This is a genomic window from Streptomyces sp. SID5469, from assembly GCF_009862865.1.
GTDB lineage: Bacteria > Actinomycetota > Actinomycetes > Streptomycetales > Streptomycetaceae > Streptomyces > Streptomyces avermitilis.
Window position 1 is genome coordinate 6,313,606 of the sequence record NZ_WWIN01000001.1, and the last position, 19,719, is coordinate 6,333,324.

18 protein-coding genes and 1 tRNA gene are annotated in these 19,719 nt (G+C 70.6%); 13 read left to right on the top strand and 6 right to left on the bottom strand.

All coding sequences use genetic code 11. From position 1 onward, the window contains the following. Nucleotides 1-7 precede the first annotated feature (7 nt). From GTY58_RS27215 to GTY58_RS27225, 3 genes are all read left to right on the top strand, one after another. Nucleotides 8-316 carry a DUF6412 domain-containing protein gene (locus tag GTY58_RS27215; RefSeq protein ID WP_037649868.1) on the top strand — a complete coding sequence of 103 codons (309 nt, stop codon included), beginning with the start codon at nucleotides 8-10 and terminating at the stop codon, nucleotides 314-316. A 112-nt stretch (nucleotides 317-428) separates the two neighbouring features. Beyond that, complete coding sequence (locus tag GTY58_RS27220; RefSeq protein WP_010986612.1) at nucleotides 429-1,160, top strand: YidC/Oxa1 family membrane protein insertase; 732 nt, start codon at nucleotides 429-431, stop codon at nucleotides 1,158-1,160. A gap of 142 nt (nucleotides 1,161-1,302) precedes the next feature. Then, nucleotides 1,303-2,160, top strand: coding sequence for a fumarylacetoacetate hydrolase family protein (locus GTY58_RS27225; RefSeq protein ID WP_010986613.1), 858 nt, complete (start codon nucleotides 1,303-1,305; stop codon nucleotides 2,158-2,160). A 159-nt stretch (nucleotides 2,161-2,319) separates the two neighbouring features. Here GTY58_RS27225 and GTY58_RS27230 read toward each other — a convergent pair whose 3' ends face one another. Together GTY58_RS27230 and GTY58_RS27235 are read right to left on the bottom strand one after the other, a co-directional pair. After that, entirely contained in the window at nucleotides 2,320-2,829 is a 510-nt protein-coding gene (locus GTY58_RS27230; RefSeq protein ID WP_107083048.1) for a heme-degrading domain-containing protein, read from the bottom strand. 50 nt (nucleotides 2,830-2,879) lie between these two features. Continuing rightward, a complete protein-coding gene (locus tag GTY58_RS27235; protein ID WP_010986615.1) occupies nucleotides 2,880-3,974 on the bottom strand; it encodes a Gfo/Idh/MocA family oxidoreductase in 1,095 nt (364 codons plus the stop codon). Between the two features lie 59 nt (nucleotides 3,975-4,033). Here GTY58_RS27235 and GTY58_RS27240 point away from each other — a divergent pair, with 59 nt between their 5' ends. The 6 genes from GTY58_RS27240 (at nucleotide 4,034) to GTY58_RS27265 (ending at nucleotide 10,460) form a co-directional block, all read left to right on the top strand. After that, entirely contained in the window at nucleotides 4,034-5,320 is a 1,287-nt protein-coding gene (locus tag GTY58_RS27240; protein WP_010986616.1) for an ROK family transcriptional regulator, read from the top strand. 411 nt (nucleotides 5,321-5,731) lie between these two features. Next, nucleotides 5,732-6,601: a hypothetical protein gene (locus GTY58_RS27245; protein WP_048894319.1), complete on the top strand. Its 870-nt coding sequence runs from the start codon at nucleotides 5,732-5,734 to the stop codon at nucleotides 6,599-6,601. Between the two features lie 101 nt (nucleotides 6,602-6,702). Then, nucleotides 6,703-7,482, top strand: a complete 780-nt coding sequence (locus GTY58_RS27250) for an HAD-IIA family hydrolase (protein WP_010986618.1) — start codon at nucleotides 6,703-6,705, stop codon at nucleotides 7,480-7,482. Nucleotides 7,483-7,687: 205 nt separating this feature from the next. Beyond that, complete coding sequence (locus tag GTY58_RS27255) at nucleotides 7,688-8,335, top strand: hypothetical protein (protein ID WP_010986619.1); 648 nt, start codon at nucleotides 7,688-7,690, stop codon at nucleotides 8,333-8,335. Nucleotides 8,336-8,451: 116 nt separating this feature from the next. Next, a complete protein-coding gene (locus GTY58_RS27260; protein ID WP_010986620.1) occupies nucleotides 8,452-9,117 on the top strand; it encodes a class F sortase in 666 nt (221 codons plus the stop codon). 326 nt (nucleotides 9,118-9,443) lie between these two features. Next, nucleotides 9,444-10,460 (top strand): glycoside hydrolase family 6 protein, encoded by a 1,017-nt coding sequence (locus GTY58_RS27265; RefSeq protein ID WP_010986621.1) that lies wholly within the window; start codon nucleotides 9,444-9,446, stop codon nucleotides 10,458-10,460. Nucleotides 10,461-10,580: 120 nt separating this feature from the next. On the opposite strand, the gene GTY58_RS27270 is transcribed toward GTY58_RS27265, so the two are convergent. From GTY58_RS27270 to GTY58_RS27285, 4 genes are all read right to left on the bottom strand, one after another. Continuing rightward, nucleotides 10,581-12,518 (bottom strand): kelch motif-containing protein, encoded by a 1,938-nt coding sequence (locus GTY58_RS27270; RefSeq protein ID WP_010986622.1) that lies wholly within the window; start codon nucleotides 12,516-12,518, stop codon nucleotides 10,581-10,583. Then, a complete protein-coding gene (locus tag GTY58_RS27275; protein ID WP_010986623.1) occupies nucleotides 12,515-14,509 on the bottom strand; it encodes a cellulose synthase catalytic subunit in 1,995 nt (664 codons plus the stop codon). The genes GTY58_RS27270 and GTY58_RS27275 overlap by 4 nt, the downstream gene beginning before the upstream one ends. Nucleotides 14,510-14,833: 324 nt before the next feature. Further along, nucleotides 14,834-15,535, bottom strand: coding sequence for a FadR/GntR family transcriptional regulator (locus GTY58_RS27280; RefSeq protein WP_037649864.1), 702 nt, complete (start codon nucleotides 15,533-15,535; stop codon nucleotides 14,834-14,836). Between the two features lie 64 nt (nucleotides 15,536-15,599). Continuing rightward, a tRNA-Lys gene (locus GTY58_RS27285) sits at nucleotides 15,600-15,673 on the bottom strand. Nucleotides 15,674-15,902: 229 nt separating this feature from the next. On the opposite strand from GTY58_RS27285, the gene GTY58_RS27290 reads away from it, so the two are divergent. The 4 genes from GTY58_RS27290 (at nucleotide 15,903) to GTY58_RS27305 (ending at nucleotide 19,686) form a co-directional block, all read left to right on the top strand. Continuing rightward, nucleotides 15,903-17,102: a peptidoglycan-binding protein gene (locus GTY58_RS27290; protein ID WP_010986625.1), complete on the top strand. Its 1,200-nt coding sequence runs from the start codon at nucleotides 15,903-15,905 to the stop codon at nucleotides 17,100-17,102. A gap of 46 nt (nucleotides 17,103-17,148) precedes the next feature. Continuing rightward, on the top strand, nucleotides 17,149-18,345 hold the full coding sequence (locus GTY58_RS27295) for an SPFH domain-containing protein (RefSeq protein WP_010986626.1): 1,197 nt from the start codon (nucleotides 17,149-17,151) through the stop codon (nucleotides 18,343-18,345). Between the two features lie 109 nt (nucleotides 18,346-18,454). Then, nucleotides 18,455-19,111 (top strand): lytic polysaccharide monooxygenase, encoded by a 657-nt coding sequence (locus tag GTY58_RS27300; RefSeq protein WP_010986627.1) that lies wholly within the window; start codon nucleotides 18,455-18,457, stop codon nucleotides 19,109-19,111. Between the two features lie 104 nt (nucleotides 19,112-19,215). Further along, entirely contained in the window at nucleotides 19,216-19,686 is a 471-nt protein-coding gene (locus GTY58_RS27305; RefSeq protein WP_010986628.1) for a DUF3592 domain-containing protein, read from the top strand. The last annotated feature ends 33 nt before the right edge of the window (nucleotides 19,687-19,719 follow it).

Below are 19,719 nucleotides of genomic sequence, written 5' to 3' on the forward strand. Positions count from 1 at the left end.
GCAGTTCATGATCCGGACCTGGGTCGCCATGCGCCCCGCCGCCGTGCTGCTCGTGCTCCTCCTCGAGCTGGCCGTCCTCGACGCCGGCAGTCTCTCCGCCGCCGTCGCCTTCGCCGCGACCGCCGCGGCCGGCTCCGCGCTCGCCGCCTGCGCGCTGATCGCCGCGCGCTGCGCGCCCGCCGTCCCGCGTACGCGCGTACGGACGGCCATCCGCGACCGCGAGCAGCGCACGGCGTTCCTGCCCCAACGCGATCCCGACGCATCGGGGCGTACGCGCCCCCGAGCGCCCGGACACGCCCTCCTGACGGCCGCGTAGGGATCCCCTGAATCTCCGGTGACCCCGCGCGGGTCGTCATGCCGCCATGCGTATCCCCGGCACGACGAGGCCCCCGGAGGGCTCACCCATGTTCACCTTCATGTCCACTGTCATGTCCGTTTTCGCCGGCTTGGTCGAGCAACTCGCCGACGTGCTCCAGCCGCTGTTCCACGCCTCCGCCGCGGCGGCCGCGATCGTCCTGTTCACCGCGCTCGTACGGCTCCTGGTGCACCCGCTGTCCCGGGCGTCGGCGCGTGGGCAGCGGGCGCGGGCGAGGCTCCAGCCGCAGGTCGCGGAGCTGCGCAAGAAGCACGGCAAGAACCCCGAGAAGCTCCAGAAGGCGCTGCTGGAACTGCATGCCGAGGAGAAGGTCTCGCCGCTGTCCGGGTGTCTGCCCGGGCTCTTCCAGCTCCCCGCCTTCTTCCTCCTCTACCACCTGTTCTCGAACACGACGATCGGCGGCGAAGGCAACGAACTGCTGACCCACACCCTGTTCACCGCGCCCCTCGGCGACCGCTGGGCGGACGCGCTGGGCGACGGCGGGCCGTTCGGGACGCAGGGGCTGGTCTACCTCGGCCTCTTCGCGATCGTCGCGGCGGTCGCGACCTTCAACTACCGCCGTACGAAGCGGACGATGGCGGCGAACCCGCTCCCGGTGGGCGACGGCGAGCAGCAGGTGCCGGGGCTGGGCGCGATCAACAGGTTCATGCCGCTGATGTCCTTCTTCACGCTCTTCACCGTGGCGTTCGTGCCGCTGGCCGCCGCGCTGTACGTGGTGACCAGCACGACGTGGAGCGCGGTCGAGCGGGCGGCGCTGTACCCGGTACCGGAGCGGTCCTCCTGAAGCGGTTCTCCTGAAGCGGTCCTCCTGAGTCCAGTCCGTGAACAAGGTATTGCGGAGTGCACGTCGGCCTTGGAGGATCGACCAGTCCTCCGATGGCTGCACCCATCGGACCGGGCTGCCGCGATCGAGGGAGATTGTGATCATGAAGCTGCTGCGAGTCGGTACGGCCGGGGCGGAGCGGCCCGCGCTGCTCGACGCCGAGGGGACCCTGCGGGACCTGTCGGGCATCGTCCCGGACATCGACGGTGCGCTGCTCGCCGACGACGCGGCGCTCGGCCGGATCCGGTCCGCCGCACAGGCCGGTGAGCTGCCCGCGCTGGACGCGGCCGGGCTGCGCGTCGGACCGCCGCTCGCCCGGATCGGCAAGGTCGTCTGCATCGGTCTGAACTACCACGACCACGCCCGCGAGACCGGCGCCGAGCCGCCCACCGAGCCGGTGATCTTCTTCAAGGCGGCGGACACGGTGGTCGGCCCGCAGGACACGGTGCTCGTGCCGCGCGGGTCGGCCAAGACCGACTGGGAGGTCGAACTCGCGGTCGTCATCGGACGTACGGCCCGCTACCTGGAGTCGCACGAGGAGGCGCTCGCGCATGTCGCCGGGTACGCGGTGGCGCACGACGTCTCCGAGCGCGCGTTCCAGATCGAGCGCGGCGGTACCTGGGACAAGGGCAAGAACTGCGAGACGTTCAACCCGCTGGGCCCCTGGCTCGTGACGGCGGACGAGGTCCCCGACCCGCAGGACCTCGCGCTCAGGCTCTGGGTCAACGGCGAGCTGAAGCAGGACGGCACGACGGCCGAGCAGATCTTCCCGGTCGCCGAAGTGGTGCGGTACGTCAGCCAGTTCATGACCCTGTACCCGGGTGACGTCATCAACACCGGTACGCCGGCCGGGGTCGCGATGGGACGGCCCGAGCCGAAGCCGTACCTGCGGGCGGGTGACGTGGTCGAGCTGGAGATCGAGGGGCTCGGGCGTCAGCGGCAGGAGTTCAAGGATGCGTAGGCGCTCCGCTGGGTGAGGCAGGGGCGGGGGTGGGGGCGGGGGCTGCGGAGGGTTCGTGAGCCGCGGGTTGTGTGTGGCTGATCGCGCAGTTCCCCGCGCCCCTGAAAAAACAGACCCCCGCGCCCCTGACAGGGTGCGGGGGTCTGTTCCGTCGGGTGTTCAGGAACTGCTCCAGGGCCTGGTCATGAACTGCTCCAGGGCCTCCACCACCAGTGCGTGGTCTTCCACCTGCGGGAGTCCGGAGACCACCACCGTGCCGACGACGCCCGCGCCCTCCACCGTGATCGGGAACGCGCCGCCGTGCGCCGCGTACTTGTCCGGGTCCAGGCGCGAGGATTCCTCGAACGTCGTGCCCTTGGCGCGGAAGCGGCAGCCGACGAGGTAGGACGAACTGCCGTAGCGCTCGACGACGCGGCGTTTGCGGTCGATCCAGGCGTCGTTGTCCGGGGTCGAGCCGGGCAGTGCCGCGTGGAAGAGCTGCTGTCCGCCGCGGCGGATGTCGACGGCCACGGGGGCGCAGCGCCGCCGTGCCAGCTCCACCAGCAGGTTGCCGAATGCCCACGCGTCGTCGTATGTGAAGTGCGGGAGCGTCAAACGGCGCTCCTGGGCTTCGAGTTCGGGGATCGTCGGGGGCTTGGCCGCCTCGGTCACCTCGGTCACCTCGGTCATCTGCATTTCCTCAGTCACCTGGGCCTCCTCGGTCTCGTCGGTCTCCTTGGTCACACGATCACGGTCTCGCCGTCGCGGGCGGAGCGGCGGGCCGCCTCCAGGACGTCCAGGGCGTCCGCGGCCTCGTACGCGGTCACCGGGTTGGGGCCGTCCTCGCGCAGCGCCTTCGCCACGGCGTCGTAGAAGGCGGGGTACGCGCCCGGCAGCGTGGGTACGGGGGTGCCGCCGCCGCTCAGCGGGGACTCGCCGGCGCCGACGCGGCCCCACAGCGACTCGGGCTCGACGCCCCAGTCCCCGTCACCCGTGGGCCGATCGCCCTCACGCAGGGCGGCCTCCTGCGGGTCGAGGCCGTACTTCACGTAACCGGCCTGTGAGCCGAGCACCCGGAAGCGCGGGCCGAGCTGGGCCGCGGTCGCGGAGGCGTAGAGGTGGGAGCGGACGCCGTTCGTGTGCGTGACCGCGATGAACGTGTCGTCGTCGGTCTCCGCGCCGGGGCGGCGGACGTCCGACTCGGCGTACACCGAGGCGGCGGGGCCGAAGAGGGCCAGCGCCTGGTCGACGAGGTGGCTGCCGAGGTCGTAGAGCAGACCTCCGATCTCTGCCGGGTCGCCGGACTCACGCCAGCCGCCCTTGGGCTGCGGGCGCCAGCGCTCGAAACGGGACTCGAAGCGCCAGGCGTCGCCGAGCTCGCCCTCCTCGAGCAGCTTGCGGAGGGTCAGGAAGTCGTTGTCCCAGCGGCGGTTCTGGAAGACGGAGAGCAGCAGGCCGCGTTCGTCGGCGAGGGCGGCCAGCTCGCGTGCCTCGGCCGCCGTGCCCGCGATGGGCTTGTCCACGACGACGGGGAGGCCGGCCTTGAGGGCGGCGGTCGCGATCGGGACGTGCGTCTTGTTCGGGGACGCGATGACGACCAGGTCCAGCTCGTCGGCGCGGGACCAGAGGTCGTCGGGGGTCGCGGCGAACCTGAGGCTGTCGCCGAACTCGGCGCGGGCCTGCTCCTGCCGCTCCGGGCTGGTCGTGACCACCGTGTCGAGCGCGAGGCCCTCGGTGGCGGCGATCAGCGGGGCATGGAAGACGGAGCCCGCGAGCCCGTAGCCGACCAGGGCCACGCGGAGGGGGGTGCCGGAGCCGGAAGCTGTGCCAGTCATGGATCCACTCATGGTTCTACTTTCGCAACGCTGTTGCCAAAGTGCAAGCGCGGGGGAGAATGGCCTACGTGAACAGGAGCAACGAGGAGTCGGGTGGGACGGCGGGCGCGAGGCCCGCAGTGGCGTCGGAGACGGGGGCCGGGGTGAAGCCGGGTGCGAAGTCGGGTGTGAAGGCGGGCGTCAATCTGCTGGGGCTGCGCGGGCACAACGCGGCGCTGGTGCTCGATCTGCTGCGCACCGCCGGGCCGGCCGGCATCAGCCGCCTCGAACTCGCCGAGCGGACCGGGCTGACCCCGCAGGCCGTCAGCAAGATCACCGCCCGGCTGCGGGCGGACGGTCTGGTGGCGGAGGCGGGCCGCCGCGCCTCGACGGGCGGCAAGCCGCGAACCGTGCTGTGCCTGGTGCCCGGCGCCGGACACGCGGTGGGGCTGCATCTGGACCGGGACGAGCTGCGGGCGCTGCTCTGCGATCTGACGGGTGCGGTGGTCGCGGAGCGCCGGGCGCCGCTGGACCTGGGGGCGGGCGCCGAGACCCTGGTGGAAGGGGCGGCGCGGGAGGTGGAGGCGCTGCTGGCGGCCGGGGGCTCGGTCTCGGTGCTCGGTGTCGGCGTCGCGCTGCCCGGACCGCTCGACCACGTGCACGGAGTGCTGCACCGGGTCACCGGGTTCCCCGAGTGGGACGGGTTTCCGCTGCGGGAGGCGCTGGCCCGGCGGCTGGGGGTGCCCGTGGTCATGGACAAGGACACGAACGCGGCGGCGCTGGGGCTGGCTGTGGGCGGGGTGGTCGAGGGCGATCACGAGGCCTACGGGGCGTACGGGGTGAACGGGGTGTACGCCCCGCCGTGGGGTTCCGCCGAATCCTCGGGGCCCGCGAGTTCCTCCGCGTCCTTCGCCTACCTGCACCTCGGGACCGGGCTCGGTGCCGGGCTCGTCATCGGTGGGGCCGTGCACCGGGGGGCCAGGACCGGGGCGGGGGAGTTCGGGCATCAGGTCATCCAGCTGGACGGACCGCCGTGCGGCTGCGGCAACCGCGGCTGCATCGAGGCGCTGTGCCTGGCCGCCGTGGCCCGCGGTGCCGTCGACGAGGCCGCGCGGGTCCTCGGCGCGGGCGCCGCGAATCTGGCCGGACTGCTCGACATCGACCTGGTACTGCTCGGCGGGCGTACCGTCGCCGCCCACCCCAAGGCGTTCGTCCGCGGGGTCGGCGCCGTTCTCGACGAACGCGCCCGCCGTGAGGGCACGACCGCGGCCGTTCCGGTACGCATCGCGCCGGGCGGGGAGCGCGGGGTCGCCGAGGGAGCGGCCCAGCTGCTGCTCGCGCCGCTGTTCGGGCGGGCGGACGGGTAACGGAGGGCGGCCGGAAGAAGGCGAGTTGTTCGGCTGACCGGGGGGAATTCGGACATCGGAAGGGGGGTGCAGGGCGTGGCGAGGCCCCGGAGCCGGGGTCCGATGCATATGGCAGTTCATATGTTCATGCGACTGCGCACGCTTTCGTCTCTGCCACTCGCCCTCGCCGCCGCAGCCCTCCTCGCGCAGGCGCCCACCCCGGCAGCCGCTCTCCCGGCGGTCCCCGTATCCGTGGACCGCGTATCCGTGGACCCCGTATCCGTGGACCCCGAATCGGCTGCCCACGAATCGGCTGCCCGCAGATCGACTGCCCTCGCATCAGCTGGCCCCAGACCGGCTGCCCTCGTATCGGCGGTCTCCAGCCCGGCGCCCTTCAGCCCGGCGGTCACCAACCCGGTGGCCTCCAGCCCGGTGGCCACCAGCCTGGCGGTCCCCCTCCCGGCGGACCGTAGCCCCACCTGCACCACCCCCGTCGTCGGCGCCTTCCCCCTCGCCACCCGCATTCACGGCGGCCCCGGCTCCTACGAGGCCGGTGGCGCCGAGGGCACCTGGTTCATCGACCTCAAGAACACCACCGCCCACCCGTGCGGGAACATCCACCCCGTCGTCGTACTCGTCGACGAGAAGCGCGTGCTGACCGTCACTCAGCCCCGGCTGGAGTTCTTCGAAGGGGCCCGCCCGCACCCCGTCACCTTCGAGCGCACCGACCAGGACGAGCTGGTCGGGGTCTTCGACGACGGTTTCCCCGGTTTCACGGTCGCGCCGGGACGGACGCTCACGGTCAAGGTGCGGCTCACGGTCGCCGCGGGCACCGTGCCCGACGCCGTGGTGGCGAACGCGGCGATCGTGCAGCGGCGGGGCGCCGACGGGGACTGGGTGGGGCAGTCGAACGACTACCGGTTCCAGGTCGTCGTCGACGCCGGCAACGGCGACGGCAACGCGAGCGACGGCAATGAGAGCGAGGGCAACGCGAGCGAGGGCAACGGCGACGGCACCGGGAGCGGTGACGGCACCGAGAACGGTGACGGCAACCTGAGCGGTGACGGCAACACGAGCGGTGACGGCGACACGAGCAGTGACGACAGCAACGCCGGTGACGGCAGCGCCTCCCCCGCGCCGACGGGGTCCCCGCTGCCGCGGGAGGACGGGGCCGAGGAGCTGGCCCGGACGGGGCCGCGGGCACCGCACGGGCTCGGGGCGGTGTTCGGAACCCTGCTGCTGGTCGTGGGCGGCGTCCTGCTGGCCGCGGCCGGCCCACTGCTCCACCGCAACCGCCGCTGACCGCCGCCGACCGCCGCCGACCGTCCCCCACCCTGATCGCTACGCTGGACGTCGACGCTGCTGGGACTCACGCAGCCACCGCGTACGGCAGGAGATCGCACATGGCAGAGCGCAAGCCCATCGAGTCATGGCTCACCGACATGGACGGTGTGCTCATCCACGAGGGCGTCCCGATCCCCGGCGCGGACGCCTTCATAAAGAAGCTGCGCGAGTCCGGCAAGCCCTTCCTCGTCCTCACCAACAACTCGATCTACACCCCGCGCGACCTGCACGCCCGCCTGCGGCGCATGGGCCTGGACGTGCCGGTCGAGAACATCTGGACCTCGGCGCTCGCCACCGCCCAGTTCCTCGGCGACCAGCGGCCCGACGGCACGGCGTACGTCATCGGCGAGGCCGGCCTGACCACGGCGCTGCACGACATCGGGTACGTGCTGACCGACCACGAGCCGGACTACGTGGTGCTCGGCGAGACCCGCACGTACTCCTTCGAGGCGATGACCCAGGCCGTCCGGCTGATCAACAAGGGGGCCCGCTTCATCTGTACCAACCCCGACGAGACCGGGCCGTCCGCCGAGGGCCCGCTGCCCGCCACGGGCGCCGTCGCGGCCCTGATCACCAAGGCGACCGGCAAGAAGCCGTACTTCGCGGGCAAGCCGAACCCGCTGATGATGCGCACCGGCCTGAACACCCTGGGGGCGCACTCCGAGACCAGCGCGATGATCGGCGACCGCATGGACACCGACGTGCTGGCCGGGATGGAGGCCGGGATGCAGACGTTCCTGGTGCTCACGGGCCTGACGGGACCCGACCAGGTCGAAAACTACCCGTACCGGCCCTCGAAGGTCGTCGACTCCATCGCGGACCTCGTCGACTGGATCTGATGGATCTCATGGAGCTCATGGATCTCATTGATCTGGTGGATCTGGTGGATCTGGTGGATCTGATGGATCGGAAACCCTGAACGCCGGGTTCGCAACGCGAGGGCCCGGTCTGAAACCCGAAGCACCCGTACGGAGCAGTCGGCCCCGCTCTGCGGATGCGGGACCGCGCCCCGAGGAGGAGTCTCCAGGTATCTGGAGGTTCACGATGGGTTCATTGCGACTCACTGTCTGTACGGGCGCGGTCGTCGCGGCCGCTCTCACCCCCACGTCGTACGCGGCGGCCTCGACGGGCGTCGGCGTGTCCCCGGCGTCCCCCGCCCCGGGCAGCGACATCAGGCTCGCGGCGCGGGGCTGCGACGGCAGGACCGGCACGGCGGCATCGGACGCGTTCGTGGCGGACACGCCACTCGTCGGCAAGGACGGCGTCCTCGTCGGCGAGAGCCGGGTCCGTACGCTGCTGGCGCCCGGCAGCTACGACGTCCTGATCAGCTGCGACGGCCGTGACGACAAGGTCAGGGCCGCGCTCACCGTCGCCGGGGCGTCCCCGGCGACCCCCGCCGAGGCCCCGACGGCGCCCCTTTCCCCGGCCGCGCCCCTCTCCTCGGCCGTGCCCCCTTCCCCCGCGGCGCCCCTCTCTCCTGTCGAGCCCCTCTCCTCTGTCGCGCCCCTCTCCTCGGCCGCGCCCGCCTCTCCGGTCGCGCCCGTGAACGCGGGCGGCGGCGGCACGGCACACCTCGCGTCCGAGAAAGCCCGGGAGACCGGCGCCGGGAACGTCCTCGTCGGCCTCGCCCTCGCGGGCATCGCCGCGTGCGCGGTACGCGGCGCCGCCCGCCGGAACCGCGGAACGAACTGACCGGAGCGGGCCGGGCTGACCGGAACAGGGAGCGGAACGGACAGAGCGAAACGGGCTGAACGCCATGACCGAGATGACGCGGCCGTACGGCCGTACGGCCGGAAGCGGTGAGTGACATGTCCGACCGGGAGCGTTCCTCCGGTAACGGTCGTCTGCTGATGGGCATCTCCTGGGCGGTGCTGCTGCTCGGACTGTGGCTGTGGGGCCGGCAGGTGACCGACGTACCGCCGGGGATGTCCGCGCGGACCACCGGGGACGTGGCGGCGGTCGGGCGGCCGCTCGAAGTGGAACTGCCGCACTCCGCCGAACCGCTCGGGGAGGCGCTGCCGCAGCGCGTCGACATCCCGGCGATGGGCGTGCAGGCCCCCGTGGTGGCGCGCGGCCTCGACGGGCACGGCGCCGTGCAGCCACCGCCGTTCGACCAGCCGGGAGTCGTCGGCTGGTACGCGGCCGGGGTGAAACCCGGGGCGGCCGGGACCGCCCTCTTCGTGGGGCACGTCGACACCGAGACCCGGCCCGCCATTTTCTACAAGCTCAGCACGCTGCGGCCCGGCGACGCGGTCCGGGTGGTCCGTGACGACGGCCGGGTCGCCGAGTTCACCGTGGACGACGTACAGGTCCTCGCCCGCGACCGCTTCGACGCCCAGCAGGCCTACGGACCGAGAAAGCCGGGCCGGGCCGAACTGCGGATGATCACCTGCGGCGGTTCCTTCGACCGCGACAGCGGCGGCTACACGGCGAACGTGGTGGTCAACGCCTACCTGACGGGCAGCGGACCGTAGCGGCTCGCGCACACGTACCTGGCCCGGCCGACGGCCCGCTCCCCCCGGGGCCGCCGACCGGACCGGTCCTCGACCGCGCGCGCACGGGCTGCGGGAGTAACCCGGCGTCGGCGCGGGAGGTGTGGGGGTCGATCCAGGTGTCGCGGATGGCGCGAACAGGCCGGGGGCCAGGGCTGTCGGGGGCCACTCTAGAACGTATGAGCGCTGCGGCCTAGGGGGCGTTCGGGGCTGTAACAGCTCACCGACAAGGGTTGATTGTCGCCTTCGGTGACGCAACACCTATGTCAGGATTGAGACTTCGGGCAGTACACCCAAGGGGGAGTTGGATGTACGGGAAGAGGGGGGCCGGGGCACTGGCGGCCGTGGCGTTGGCGGGGGCCGCGCTGCTGCTGGCGGGGTGTTCCGCTCCCGAGGACAACAGCAAGAAGGGCGGCGGGGGCGCTGACATCGCGCAGCGGCCGAAAGGCTCGGACCCGTTCTGGGTCAACCCCGAGGGGAACGCGGCCGAGCAGCTCGCCACCTACGCGAGAGCGGGCAGGAAGGACGACGCCGAGCAAATCCGGAAGATAGCGGAGCAGCCGACGGGGGAGTGGATCGGGCCGGAGAACCCGGAAGCGGAGGCGCGCGGTTACACGGAGGCCGCGGAGAAGGCGGACCGCACCGCGCTCCTCGTCCTCTACAACATTCCGCACCGCGACTGCGGGCAGTTCTCGCAGGGCGGCGCCGCGGACGGCGACGCGTACCGGGCCTGGATCGACGGCGTGACCAAGGGCATCGGGGACCGGAACACGACGGTGGTCCTGGAGCCGGACGCGCTGCTGCACATCGTCGACGGCTGCACGCCGGACGAGTTCCACGAGGAGCGCTACGACCTGCTCAAGGGCGCGATCGCCAAGCTCGGAGCGCTGAAGAACACCAAGGTCTACCTGGACGCGGGCAACGCGGGCTGGGGCCACCCCGACCAGATCTTCCAGCCGCTCCAGCGGGCGGGCGTCGACCGGGCCGACGGCTTCGCGGTCAACGTCTCCAACTTCTACACGACGCGGGACTCCATCGCGTACGGCAAGCAGCTGTCGGCGAAGGTCGGCGACAAGCACTTCGTGATCGACACGAGCCGCAACGGCAACGGGCCGTACACGGCGGGCAAGGCGGACGAGAACTGGTGCAACCCGCCGGGGCGGGCGCTGGGCGAGACCCCGTCCACGAAGACGGCCGATCCGCTGGTGGACGCGTATGTGTGGGTCAAACGCCCGGGCGAGTCGGACGGCACGTGCAAGGGCGGCCCGAAGGCGGGCGAGTGGTGGTCCGACTATGCGCTGAAGCTGGCCCGCGCGTCCAAGTAGCCAGTAGGTGACGGGTAGCTCGTACGTGACGGGTTGCCCGTACGAGACGGGAAGCCCGTACGTGACTGGGGGCGCCCTCCGCTGCGGAGGGCGCCCCCAGTCACGTATGAGCGCGGGAGGTCAGGGAACCCGCACCCACTGGGCCTTGCTCGGGGTCCCCTGGTCGTCCGTCACGAACAGCATGTACCAGCCGGATTCGACCAGGTTGCGGTTCTTCGGGACGGTCACCGTGATGCCGTCCTTCGACTTCTTGAAGTCCAGCGCGATCGACCGCTGGTCCACGTCCGTGACGTGCGTGGACGCGCTCGGGCGGATCAGGCGCGCCGTCTTGATGGACGACGCGTGCGCCGACTTGAACGTGCCCGACGCCCCGCGTGCGAGGGTCCCCGGGCCGCCCGAGAGGGAGGGCCGTGAGTCCCGGTAGACGTACGGCGGGGTGTAGATCTCGATGCGCTGCTCGAACACGCCGGGCTTGGTGTTCGCCTTGTCCGCGTACAGCGAGTCGGAGCCGAAGAACATCACCCGGCCGTCGGGCAGCAGGATCGACCCCGAGTGGTAGTTGCGGCCCACCAGCGGGTCGGCGACGCGCTTGAAGCCGTTCGTCTTCGCGTCGTAGATCCGGGCCTGGAGGATGTTCGAGTCGCCGCGTCCGCGGTAGTCCTGCGAGCCGCCGGAGACCAGGACCGTGTCGTCGGGGAGGATCGAGGACTGCGGGTAGCGCGTGCCCTTCTCCAGCGTCGGCCCGTCCACGAAGCGCGGGTTCTTCGCCTTGAGGTCGATGAGCCGCGTCCGGTTGCTGGACAGCTTGGACTCGCCGACCCCGCCGCCCCCGACGACCATGTACTTCTCGTCCTGCGCCGGCGGCAGCAGCACGGTCCCGGCCGTCTCCAGCATGTTCTTGTCGCTCAGCCCGGGGAGCTTGGTGAACTTGTTGCTCGCCAGGTCCCAGACGCCGGGGTCACGGCCCACGTCGTCAGGGCCGTATCCGGCGTTCGCGCCCGAGTAGAACAGCTCGCCGTTCTGCATCAGCGAGATCGCCGGGTACGTCGGGAACTGCCGGACGCCCTTCGTGTACGTCCACTTCTTGGTCTTCGGGTCGAACACCTCGTTCTTGCCCGGCACCAGCTGACCGATCTCGTCCAGGCCGGAGAGGCTGAGGACCCTGCCGTCGGACAGGGTGGTCAGCGTCGGATACCAGCGGGCCTCGTTCATCGGGTCGACCTTGATGTACTTCTCGGCGACCGGGTCGAACTCGAAGGCGTCCCTGATCCCCTGGAAGTCCTTCTTGTCGAGGGCGAGCTTCTGGGCGATGCCGTAGGTGTTGCGGGCGCTCGCGCCGGCCAGGCCCCCGATGCGGTAGTTGTCCTGCGTGCCGGTCTCGTACTTCTGCCCGCTGCGCTGCGCCTCGACGTAGATGCGGCCGAGGCCCGGGTCGTTGCGCAGGAACCTGCCCGTCGCCTTGTCGAAGACCTTCTTCGCGCGCGGTACGAGCACCGGGTCCTTCGACACGAACGTCTTGCCGTTCCGCTTGCCGGTGAACGCGGTGCCCGCGGGCAGGGTGATCGGCTTGTCCGGGTTCTCGTTGTGGACGATCATCAGGCCGCCGGCCCTGGTGACGTCACCCTTCAGCTTCTCGTACCGCTTGGTGCCGCCCGCGATGAGCAGATTGCCGTTCGCGAGCTGTGTGTGGCCCGTGCAGAAGAGGTCCTTCGGCGTCGGGATCTTCTTGATGGTGCGCTTTTCCGGGTCCCAGATCCGGGTGTCGAACTTCTTCGCGTCGAAGTTGTCCTGGTTGTTGCCCGAGCCCGCGATCAGCAGGATCTTGCCCGTGTGCAGGAGCGCGGCGTGGATCGTGTTCAGCCGGTACTCCTCGGGGAAGTCGATGACGTCCCAGTGGCCGTTGGCGGCTTTGTACTCGGGCTTGTTGATCGTGTACTGGTGGTATTTCTCCGTTCCGAAGCGGTACAGCCACGGCCCGTTCATCCCGGCCAGTGCGAGGACCACCGCCCCGCTTATCGCGATGCGACGAGCGCGGCGGCGGCCGGCCTGGTCCTTCATTTCTTGTGTCCCCCAAGGGCGATCTGCATGGTCTGGTCATTCCCCGCGGCCGTGGAGTCCGCGGAGCCGGCGGAGCCCGTGGCGTTCCCCGCGTCCGCGGCCCAGCTGGGCTTGGGCCGCGCGTGCGCCGGAGCGGGCTGCGGCGGTGTCACCGGGGCGTCCGGCGGCTCGGCCGGGTCGGCCACGGCGGCCGGCCGCCGCTTCGCCTGCCGCAGCGTCCAGCGCCACGCGAGGATCGGCGACGCCGTGATCAGCAGGGCGAACGAGGCCCAGGTGATCATCGCCGGGTGGGCGTGGCCGAGGAACAGGCCGGCGGCGATCGAACCGGCGAAGACCAGGATGAAGAACAGATGGATCCGGAAGGTCCCGAACAGCGTGTCCGGGCTCGCCGAATCACCCTTGGGGGTCACCACGAACTTGCTCTTGCGCCGCAGCACGGCGTCCATCAGCGAGCGGGCGTAGACCGGCGCGGAGAGCGCCGACATGATCATGCCCGCCACACCGCCGGAGCCCTCGGGCTCGTGCGGGGAGACGTTGTGCCGGCGGTTCCAGACGTACAGGCCGATCTGCAGCGCGGACGCGTTGCCGTACAGCATCAGCCAGACCGTCGGGTCGATGTTCACGCCCGAGGCGCCCAGGCCCAGGAACAGCGCGCAGCTCAGCGCCGCGAGGATCCAGTTGAGGGCCGACATCGGGTAGAAGATGATCATCATGGTGTAGTTGAAGAGCTTGCTCGGCGGCAGCGAGTAGAAGCCCTTCCAGTACTGCTTGAGGATCGTCTCGTACGTGCCCCGGGACCAGCGCAGCTGCTGGGTGAAGAAGTCCGTCCAGGCGTTCGGACCCTCGCCGACCGCGAGGACGTCCGGGGTGTAGACCGAGCGCCACTTCTTGCCCGTGGCGGGGTTCTTGTGGCGGTGGATCTCGAAGCCGGTCGCCATGTCCTCGGTGATCGAGTCGTACAGACCGCCGATCTGCTTCAGCGCCTTGATGCGTACGGCGTTGGAGGTGCCCACGAACATCGGCGCGCCGTAGGCGTTGCCGGCCCGCTGGATCAGGGCGTGGAAGAGGAACTGCTGGGACTCGGCGGCCTTGGTGATCGGGTTGTCGTAGTTGCCGTACACCTGCGGGCCGATGACGAAGCCGACGTCCGGGTCACGGAAGAAGCCGAGCATCCGCTCCAGATAGTTGGGCAGCGGCACATGGTCGGTGTCGACCGAGGCGAAGTAGTCGTAGTCGTCGCCGTGGGCTTCCAGCCAGGCGTTGTAGTTGCCGTGCTTGGTCTTGGCGCGGTGCGGACCCTTGGCCTGGTTCCACTTGGCGACGCCCTTGCGGGAGAAGTGGTGCACGCCCAGGCGCTCGCAGACCGCCTTCACCTCCGCGTCGTCGCCCTCGTCCAGGAGCCAGATGTGCAGAAGGCCCCGGTGGCGCAGCCGGACGGCCGCCTCCAGGGTCTTCGTCACCATCTCCAGCGGCTCCTTGCCGGGCACGAAGGAGGTCAGGAAGGCCACTCTGGTGCCGGTCTCGGGCACCACCGGGATCGGGTCGCGGGCGACCAGGGTGGCGTGCGCGTTCGACAGCACGTTCATACAGCGGAAGAACTCGATCAGACCGATCGAGACCAGCATCACTATGTCGAGAGCCGGCAGGAAGTCGTAGGCGGGATAGTCCCGTTCGGTCCAGTGTTCGGGCTGGAGCAGCCAGCCGAGCAGGACCAGTGACAGCAGCGGTGCCGCGCCCAGCATGAGCGCGGCGCGCAGGCGGTGCGGCTCCTGCGAGAGCAGCGTGCGGTACTGCACCTTGTACGGCTGGTGCGGGTCGGGCTGGGTGAGCGGACCCGCGAGACGGCTGTAGTGCTCGTAGTCGTATCTCGGCAGGTTCTTCTTGATTCTGCGGAAGCTGCCCGTGTTGCCGGATCTGTGACCCGGCACCCTGAGCTGGGTCGTCTCTGACGGATCGAAGTTCTGTCGGGCGCCCGTCGGCGTCGACGTCATGAGTCATTCCCCCCAACACGCAAGGTCAGATGCGTGTTCGTCGGTCTTTCGCCCGCTTTGGTCCCCCTCGACCGTGGCGGACGGATCAGTGGCAGGTCGGTGTCACCACGTCATCCACACGGGAAAGACATGGAAACGAGACCTTCCGGTTGCATGATTCCCACTCTCGGCATCCGCTCATGGGGCCCCCATCCATCCCCATCGCGCGTCGCAACCGGACCGTGCCCCCAACTGCCGTGCATCGGCAGTCCCTTGGAGCCCAGGGTTCTATGGTGTCCGGCTTGATCGCAAGACGCGAAACGCGGTGTTTACCGGTCATACGCGCTAATTGGGACGCCTTGTGGGTGCGATTGGTTCCGTTGAGGCCAGCCGTGTACGGATGTTGCCGAAGTGCTCCCTTATCGCCTCCTCCGCCCGTATGGAATCCCCCGAGCGGACCGCGTCGAGGATCTCCCGGTGCTGCCGACAGGTGACCCGTGGGTCCTGCGGCACGTCCGCCAGATCGGTGCGTACGCGGTGGAAGGCGTCCCAGAAGGCCTCCAGGACCTCGCTCAGCAATACATTGCCAAGGCCCCGGTAGAGGGTGGCGTGAAAGGCGCGGTCCGTCTCGGCGAGGCCGGCTCCTTCGGCGGCCTCCCTCTCCATACGGTCGACGAGGCCATCCAGTTCAACGAGATCCCGCGGCGCGACCCGGCCGGCGAGCCGCGAGACGAGCCCGGTCTCCATCGCCTCGCGCAGTTCCAGGAGCTGGAGCAGGGAGTCCTCGCCGCGACGGTGCCCGGCGACCGTGCGGAAGGCGAGCCCCTCGATCATCGGGGCCATGGACATCGGCCCGACGTACGTCCCGAAGCCGTGCCGGATCTCGACGATGCCCATCGCCTGGAGCGCCTTGAGGGCCTCGCGCACGGAGTTCCGGCTGGCGCCGAGCAGCTTCATCAGTTCGGGCTCGGTCGGCAGCACGGCCCCCGAGGGCAGCCGCCGGTCGATGATGAGCTTCTTGATCCGCTCTTGCAGGTCGCGCGCCATGGCGAGAGGGTATCCGGCCAAACGGCGGAAGGCCCCTCGCTGCTGCGAGAGGCCTTCCGGTCGGTGCGCCGCCAGGGACTCGAACCCCGGACCCGCTGATTAAGAGTCAGCTGCTCTAACCAACTGAGCTAGCGGCGCCCGCTGACCCGAGAACTCTACCCGACTCCGAGCGGTGCTCCCGACGGCAGGGCGGGCCGGGGCGGCGTCCGGCAGCCGTTCGGGAGACCGGCCGGGAGGCCCTCCGGGAGGGCCCGTACATCATTCGGACCGTCAGCATGCGACATCGGACGACAGTTGAGAAACTGCGACCGTGCAGAAGCGAGGTTACTTCCACCGGGATACCCGCCCGGAGTGTGAGGGGAATCGCATGGCGACTCCGGAATTCGAGGAATTCGATCCCGCGAGCGGCTGCGACTGCCCCGGCTGTGTTCACTGGCATCGCGCCGGGGGTGCCCCCTCGGGAGGTCGTCCGAGGGCGGGGGAGTCCCCTTTCGCGCTGTCGGGACAGCTCGTCCGCCCGGCGGCCCGCGGAGCGCTGGTCCTGGCCGCGGTGGCCGGTGCGGTCCTTGGCGCAAGCCACTCGATGCCGGCCGTCGCCGCCGCTCACGGCCCCGTTCGGCCGGGCGTTCCCGCAGGTGACGAGCCCCAGAACCCACAGGGGGGCAAGGCTCCGCTGCATGGCCCCGGCGGCCGCCCCGCAACCGTGAAAGCGCCCCCGACCACCCGGGCCGCGATCATCGACCGGGCCAGGACATGGACCGCCGCGGAGATCCCGTACAGCATGAGCGCCTACTGGTCCGACGGGTACCGCCAGGACTGCTCGGGCTTTGTCTCGATGGCCTGGAACCTCGGCGACAACGAATGGACGGGCAGCCTGGACAAGTTCGGCGTCCGCATTTCGAAGGAGGAGATCAAGCCCGGCGACATTCTCCTCTTCCATAATCCCGACAACCCGGAGAAGGGCTCGCACGTCGTCCTTTTCGGCGGCTGGACGGACTACACGCACACGGAATACCTCGCCTACGAGGAAACGCCCCCGGTCGCCCGGATGCAGGCCACTCCGTACGCCTACTGGAGCAATTCCGACAGCTATGTGGCGTACCGCTACATGAGCGTGCTGGAGGACGTGGGCGTTTCGGGGTCCCCCGCGGCCGTGCCCCTGGAAGTGGTTCCCGACTACCCGGGCGACGCCTACTTCGGGCCGGGTGCCGACAACCGTTACGTCACCCAGCTCGGCCGGCTCCTCGTCGACCGCGGCGGGGCCCGCTTCTACGCCACCGGGCCGGGCCCGCGCTGGTCGGACGCGGACAGCCGGGCCACCCAGGCGTTCCAGGAGGCGCAGGGCTGGCAAGGGGCGGGGGCGGACGGGCTGCCGGACCCGACGACCTGGGCCTACCTGCTGGAAAGGAAGGGGCGGGACATTCCGCCGGCCGACAGCTCCGGGGTCACGGGCAGCCCGGTGGGGGACCGGCGGAGCGTCGAGGCGTTCCCGCGCGCCAAGGGCCGGCGCGGTGGTGCGGCCGACGGCCACCCGGGGCCCGAGGCCTGGCGGCGGCTGTTCGCCTGACGCGGCTCATGACCACACTTCCACGCGCGGAGGCATGGAGGCACGTATGACTACGACAACGTCGAACACGCCGGAGTCCGAAGGCCCGCCGCACAACGGCGCTCCGCGGCCCGCCCGGCTCATCCACAACGAGTCGACCACCGAGATCCCCGTCCATCTCCTCTTCCGGGACGACCCCGACCCCGACCCCGACCCCGTCTCCGTGCCGCCGGCGCCCGCCGTCGTGGGGCGCCGGCGCGGCACCGGTGAACAGCCGCGCCTACGCCGGTCCGTCCCGGTCAGGGAGCGCCCGGTGCCGGTCGTCGATCCGGAGCTGGTGGAACGCCCCGCACGGGTGCTGCCCGGCGCGGCGGGCGTACTGGCCGGCGTCTGCGGGGTGGCCGGCTGTGTCGTCACCTCGTGGTGGTCGGGCGTCCTGCCGCCGGTCGCGGCACGGGTGCTGCAGAGTCTGTCCGGGGACGTCGCGCACCAGTTGGGCGGCGCGCTGCCCTGGTACGAGGGTGCCGGGCTCGGTCCCGCCCAGTGGGCCGCGTACGCCGGAGCCGGGGCGCTCGGTCTGTTCGGCTTCGGCGGCCTGGCCCGCGGCTGCACCGGACGGGCCTGGGTGCTCGGCCTCTTCGGCCGCTACCGGGGCACCATCCGGCGCACCGGGCTGATGTGGGTGAACCCGCTGCTGCTGCGCCGCCGTGTCGACGTAAGGCTGCGGCACTGGCGCAGCGAGCCGATGCCGGCGGTCGACGCCAACGGGGTGCCGCTGCGGGTGGTCGTCCTGGTCACCTGGCGGGTCAAGGACACCGCGCGGGCCCTGCTCGGCATCGACGACCACCAGACCTATCTGCGCGAGTGCGTGGAGTCGGCGCTCGCTCGGGTGCTCCCGCAGGTTCCGGCCGAGGCGCCCGTCGTGAAGGACACGGTGAGCCTGCGCAACGTCGACGCGGTCGGCGACACGCTCACCCGCCTGGTGGCGGCGGACGCGGCGCCGGTGGGCCTGGAGGTGTTCTCGGCGCAGCCGACGCGGATCGAGTACGCCCCCGAGGTCGCGGCGCGGATGCAGCGCCGCCGGATCGCCGCGCTGGACGCCCAGCACCGGGACACGGTGCTCACCTCGGTCGTCGACTCGGTCCAGGACACGGTGACGCGGCTGACCATGCGCGGCCTGGTCGAGCTCGACGACTACGAGCGCAAGGCACTCGTGAAGGACCTGACGGTGGCGTTCTACACGGGACACAGAGAATCGTCGTGATTGGTATGGACATGTTGAACTCACACCAATAATCTGAGACTTGGTCTAGACCTGAACACCGCGCGCGCAGCTCACGAGAACCTCCCCCACGTCCTCCAGGAGCGTCAGCATGCGCATACGGACGACCAGGAAAGAGCCCCGGCGAGCGACCGGGAAAGCGGCCGGGAAGGCCAAGGTGTACGCGGCCGTCATCGGTCTCGCGACGGCGGGCACCTTCGTGCTCTCCACCGGCCCGGCCGGCGCCCACGGCTACACCGACCAGCCCCTCAGCCGGCAGAAGATGTGCGCGACCGGCGGGTCCGTGGCCAACTGCGGTGACATCCAGTGGGAGCCCCAGAGCGTCGAGGGCCCCAAGGGCTTCCCCGCGGGCGGACCGGCCGACGGACAGATCTGTTCGGCGGGCCACTCCAACTTCGGCCAGCTCAACCAGCCCAAGACCCCCGCGGGCACGGCCTGGCCCACGACCAGGGTGACGGGCGGACAGAGCTACAGCTTCCGCTGGCAGTTCACCGCCTCGCACGCCACGACCGACTTCAAGTACTACGTCACGAAGGCCGGCTGGAACCAGAACCACGCGCTGACCCGCGCGGATCTGAACACCACGCCGTTCCTGACGGTGCCGTACAACAACCAGCGCCCGCCGTCCACGCTCTCCCACAGCGGCACCCTGCCCACCGGGCTGAGCGGTCACCACGTCATCCTCGGGGTCTGGACGATCGCGGACACGGCGAACGCGTTCTACTCGTGCGCCGACGTCACTTTCTGAGCCCTGCTTGAGGCTCTCCCGTGGTCCGGGCGGGTAGGTTCCACGCACGTCGACATGACCATGACGACGTGCGTGGAGCCAGTACCGGCCACCGGGGGAGAACGATGGACGTCATTTTCTATGCCATACCCAGCCTGATCATCGCCGGCGTGCTGGCCATGGCGACCGTGGTCGTCAGGCGCTCGCTCCAGCTCAGGAGCAACTGGAACAGCGGACTGGTCGCCGAGGCGCGCTGTCTGCGGGCGTACACCACGACCAGCGGTGGCGGCGGTGACACCTCCGTGAGCACCACCCAGCACCACGTCTACGAGTTCACCAGCGGCGACGGCCTCACGATCCGCTTCGACGAGGCGAACGGCCCGGGGACGACCGTCCCGGGCGACATCGTCACCGTGCACTACACGGCCGAGCGCCCCGACCGGGCCACCGCCCACGCCCCGGCGCGCGGCCTGGCCCTGGCCGGCACGATCGGCATCCTGGTGTTCCTCGGGGTGGTCGCCGTGTCCTGCGTCGGCTTCATGGTTACGTACACCGAAGTCTTCGCGGGGGACGGCGGGTTCAGCACCATGCCGTAGCGGCGGGGAGAAGGGGCCGCACGCACGCGTCTC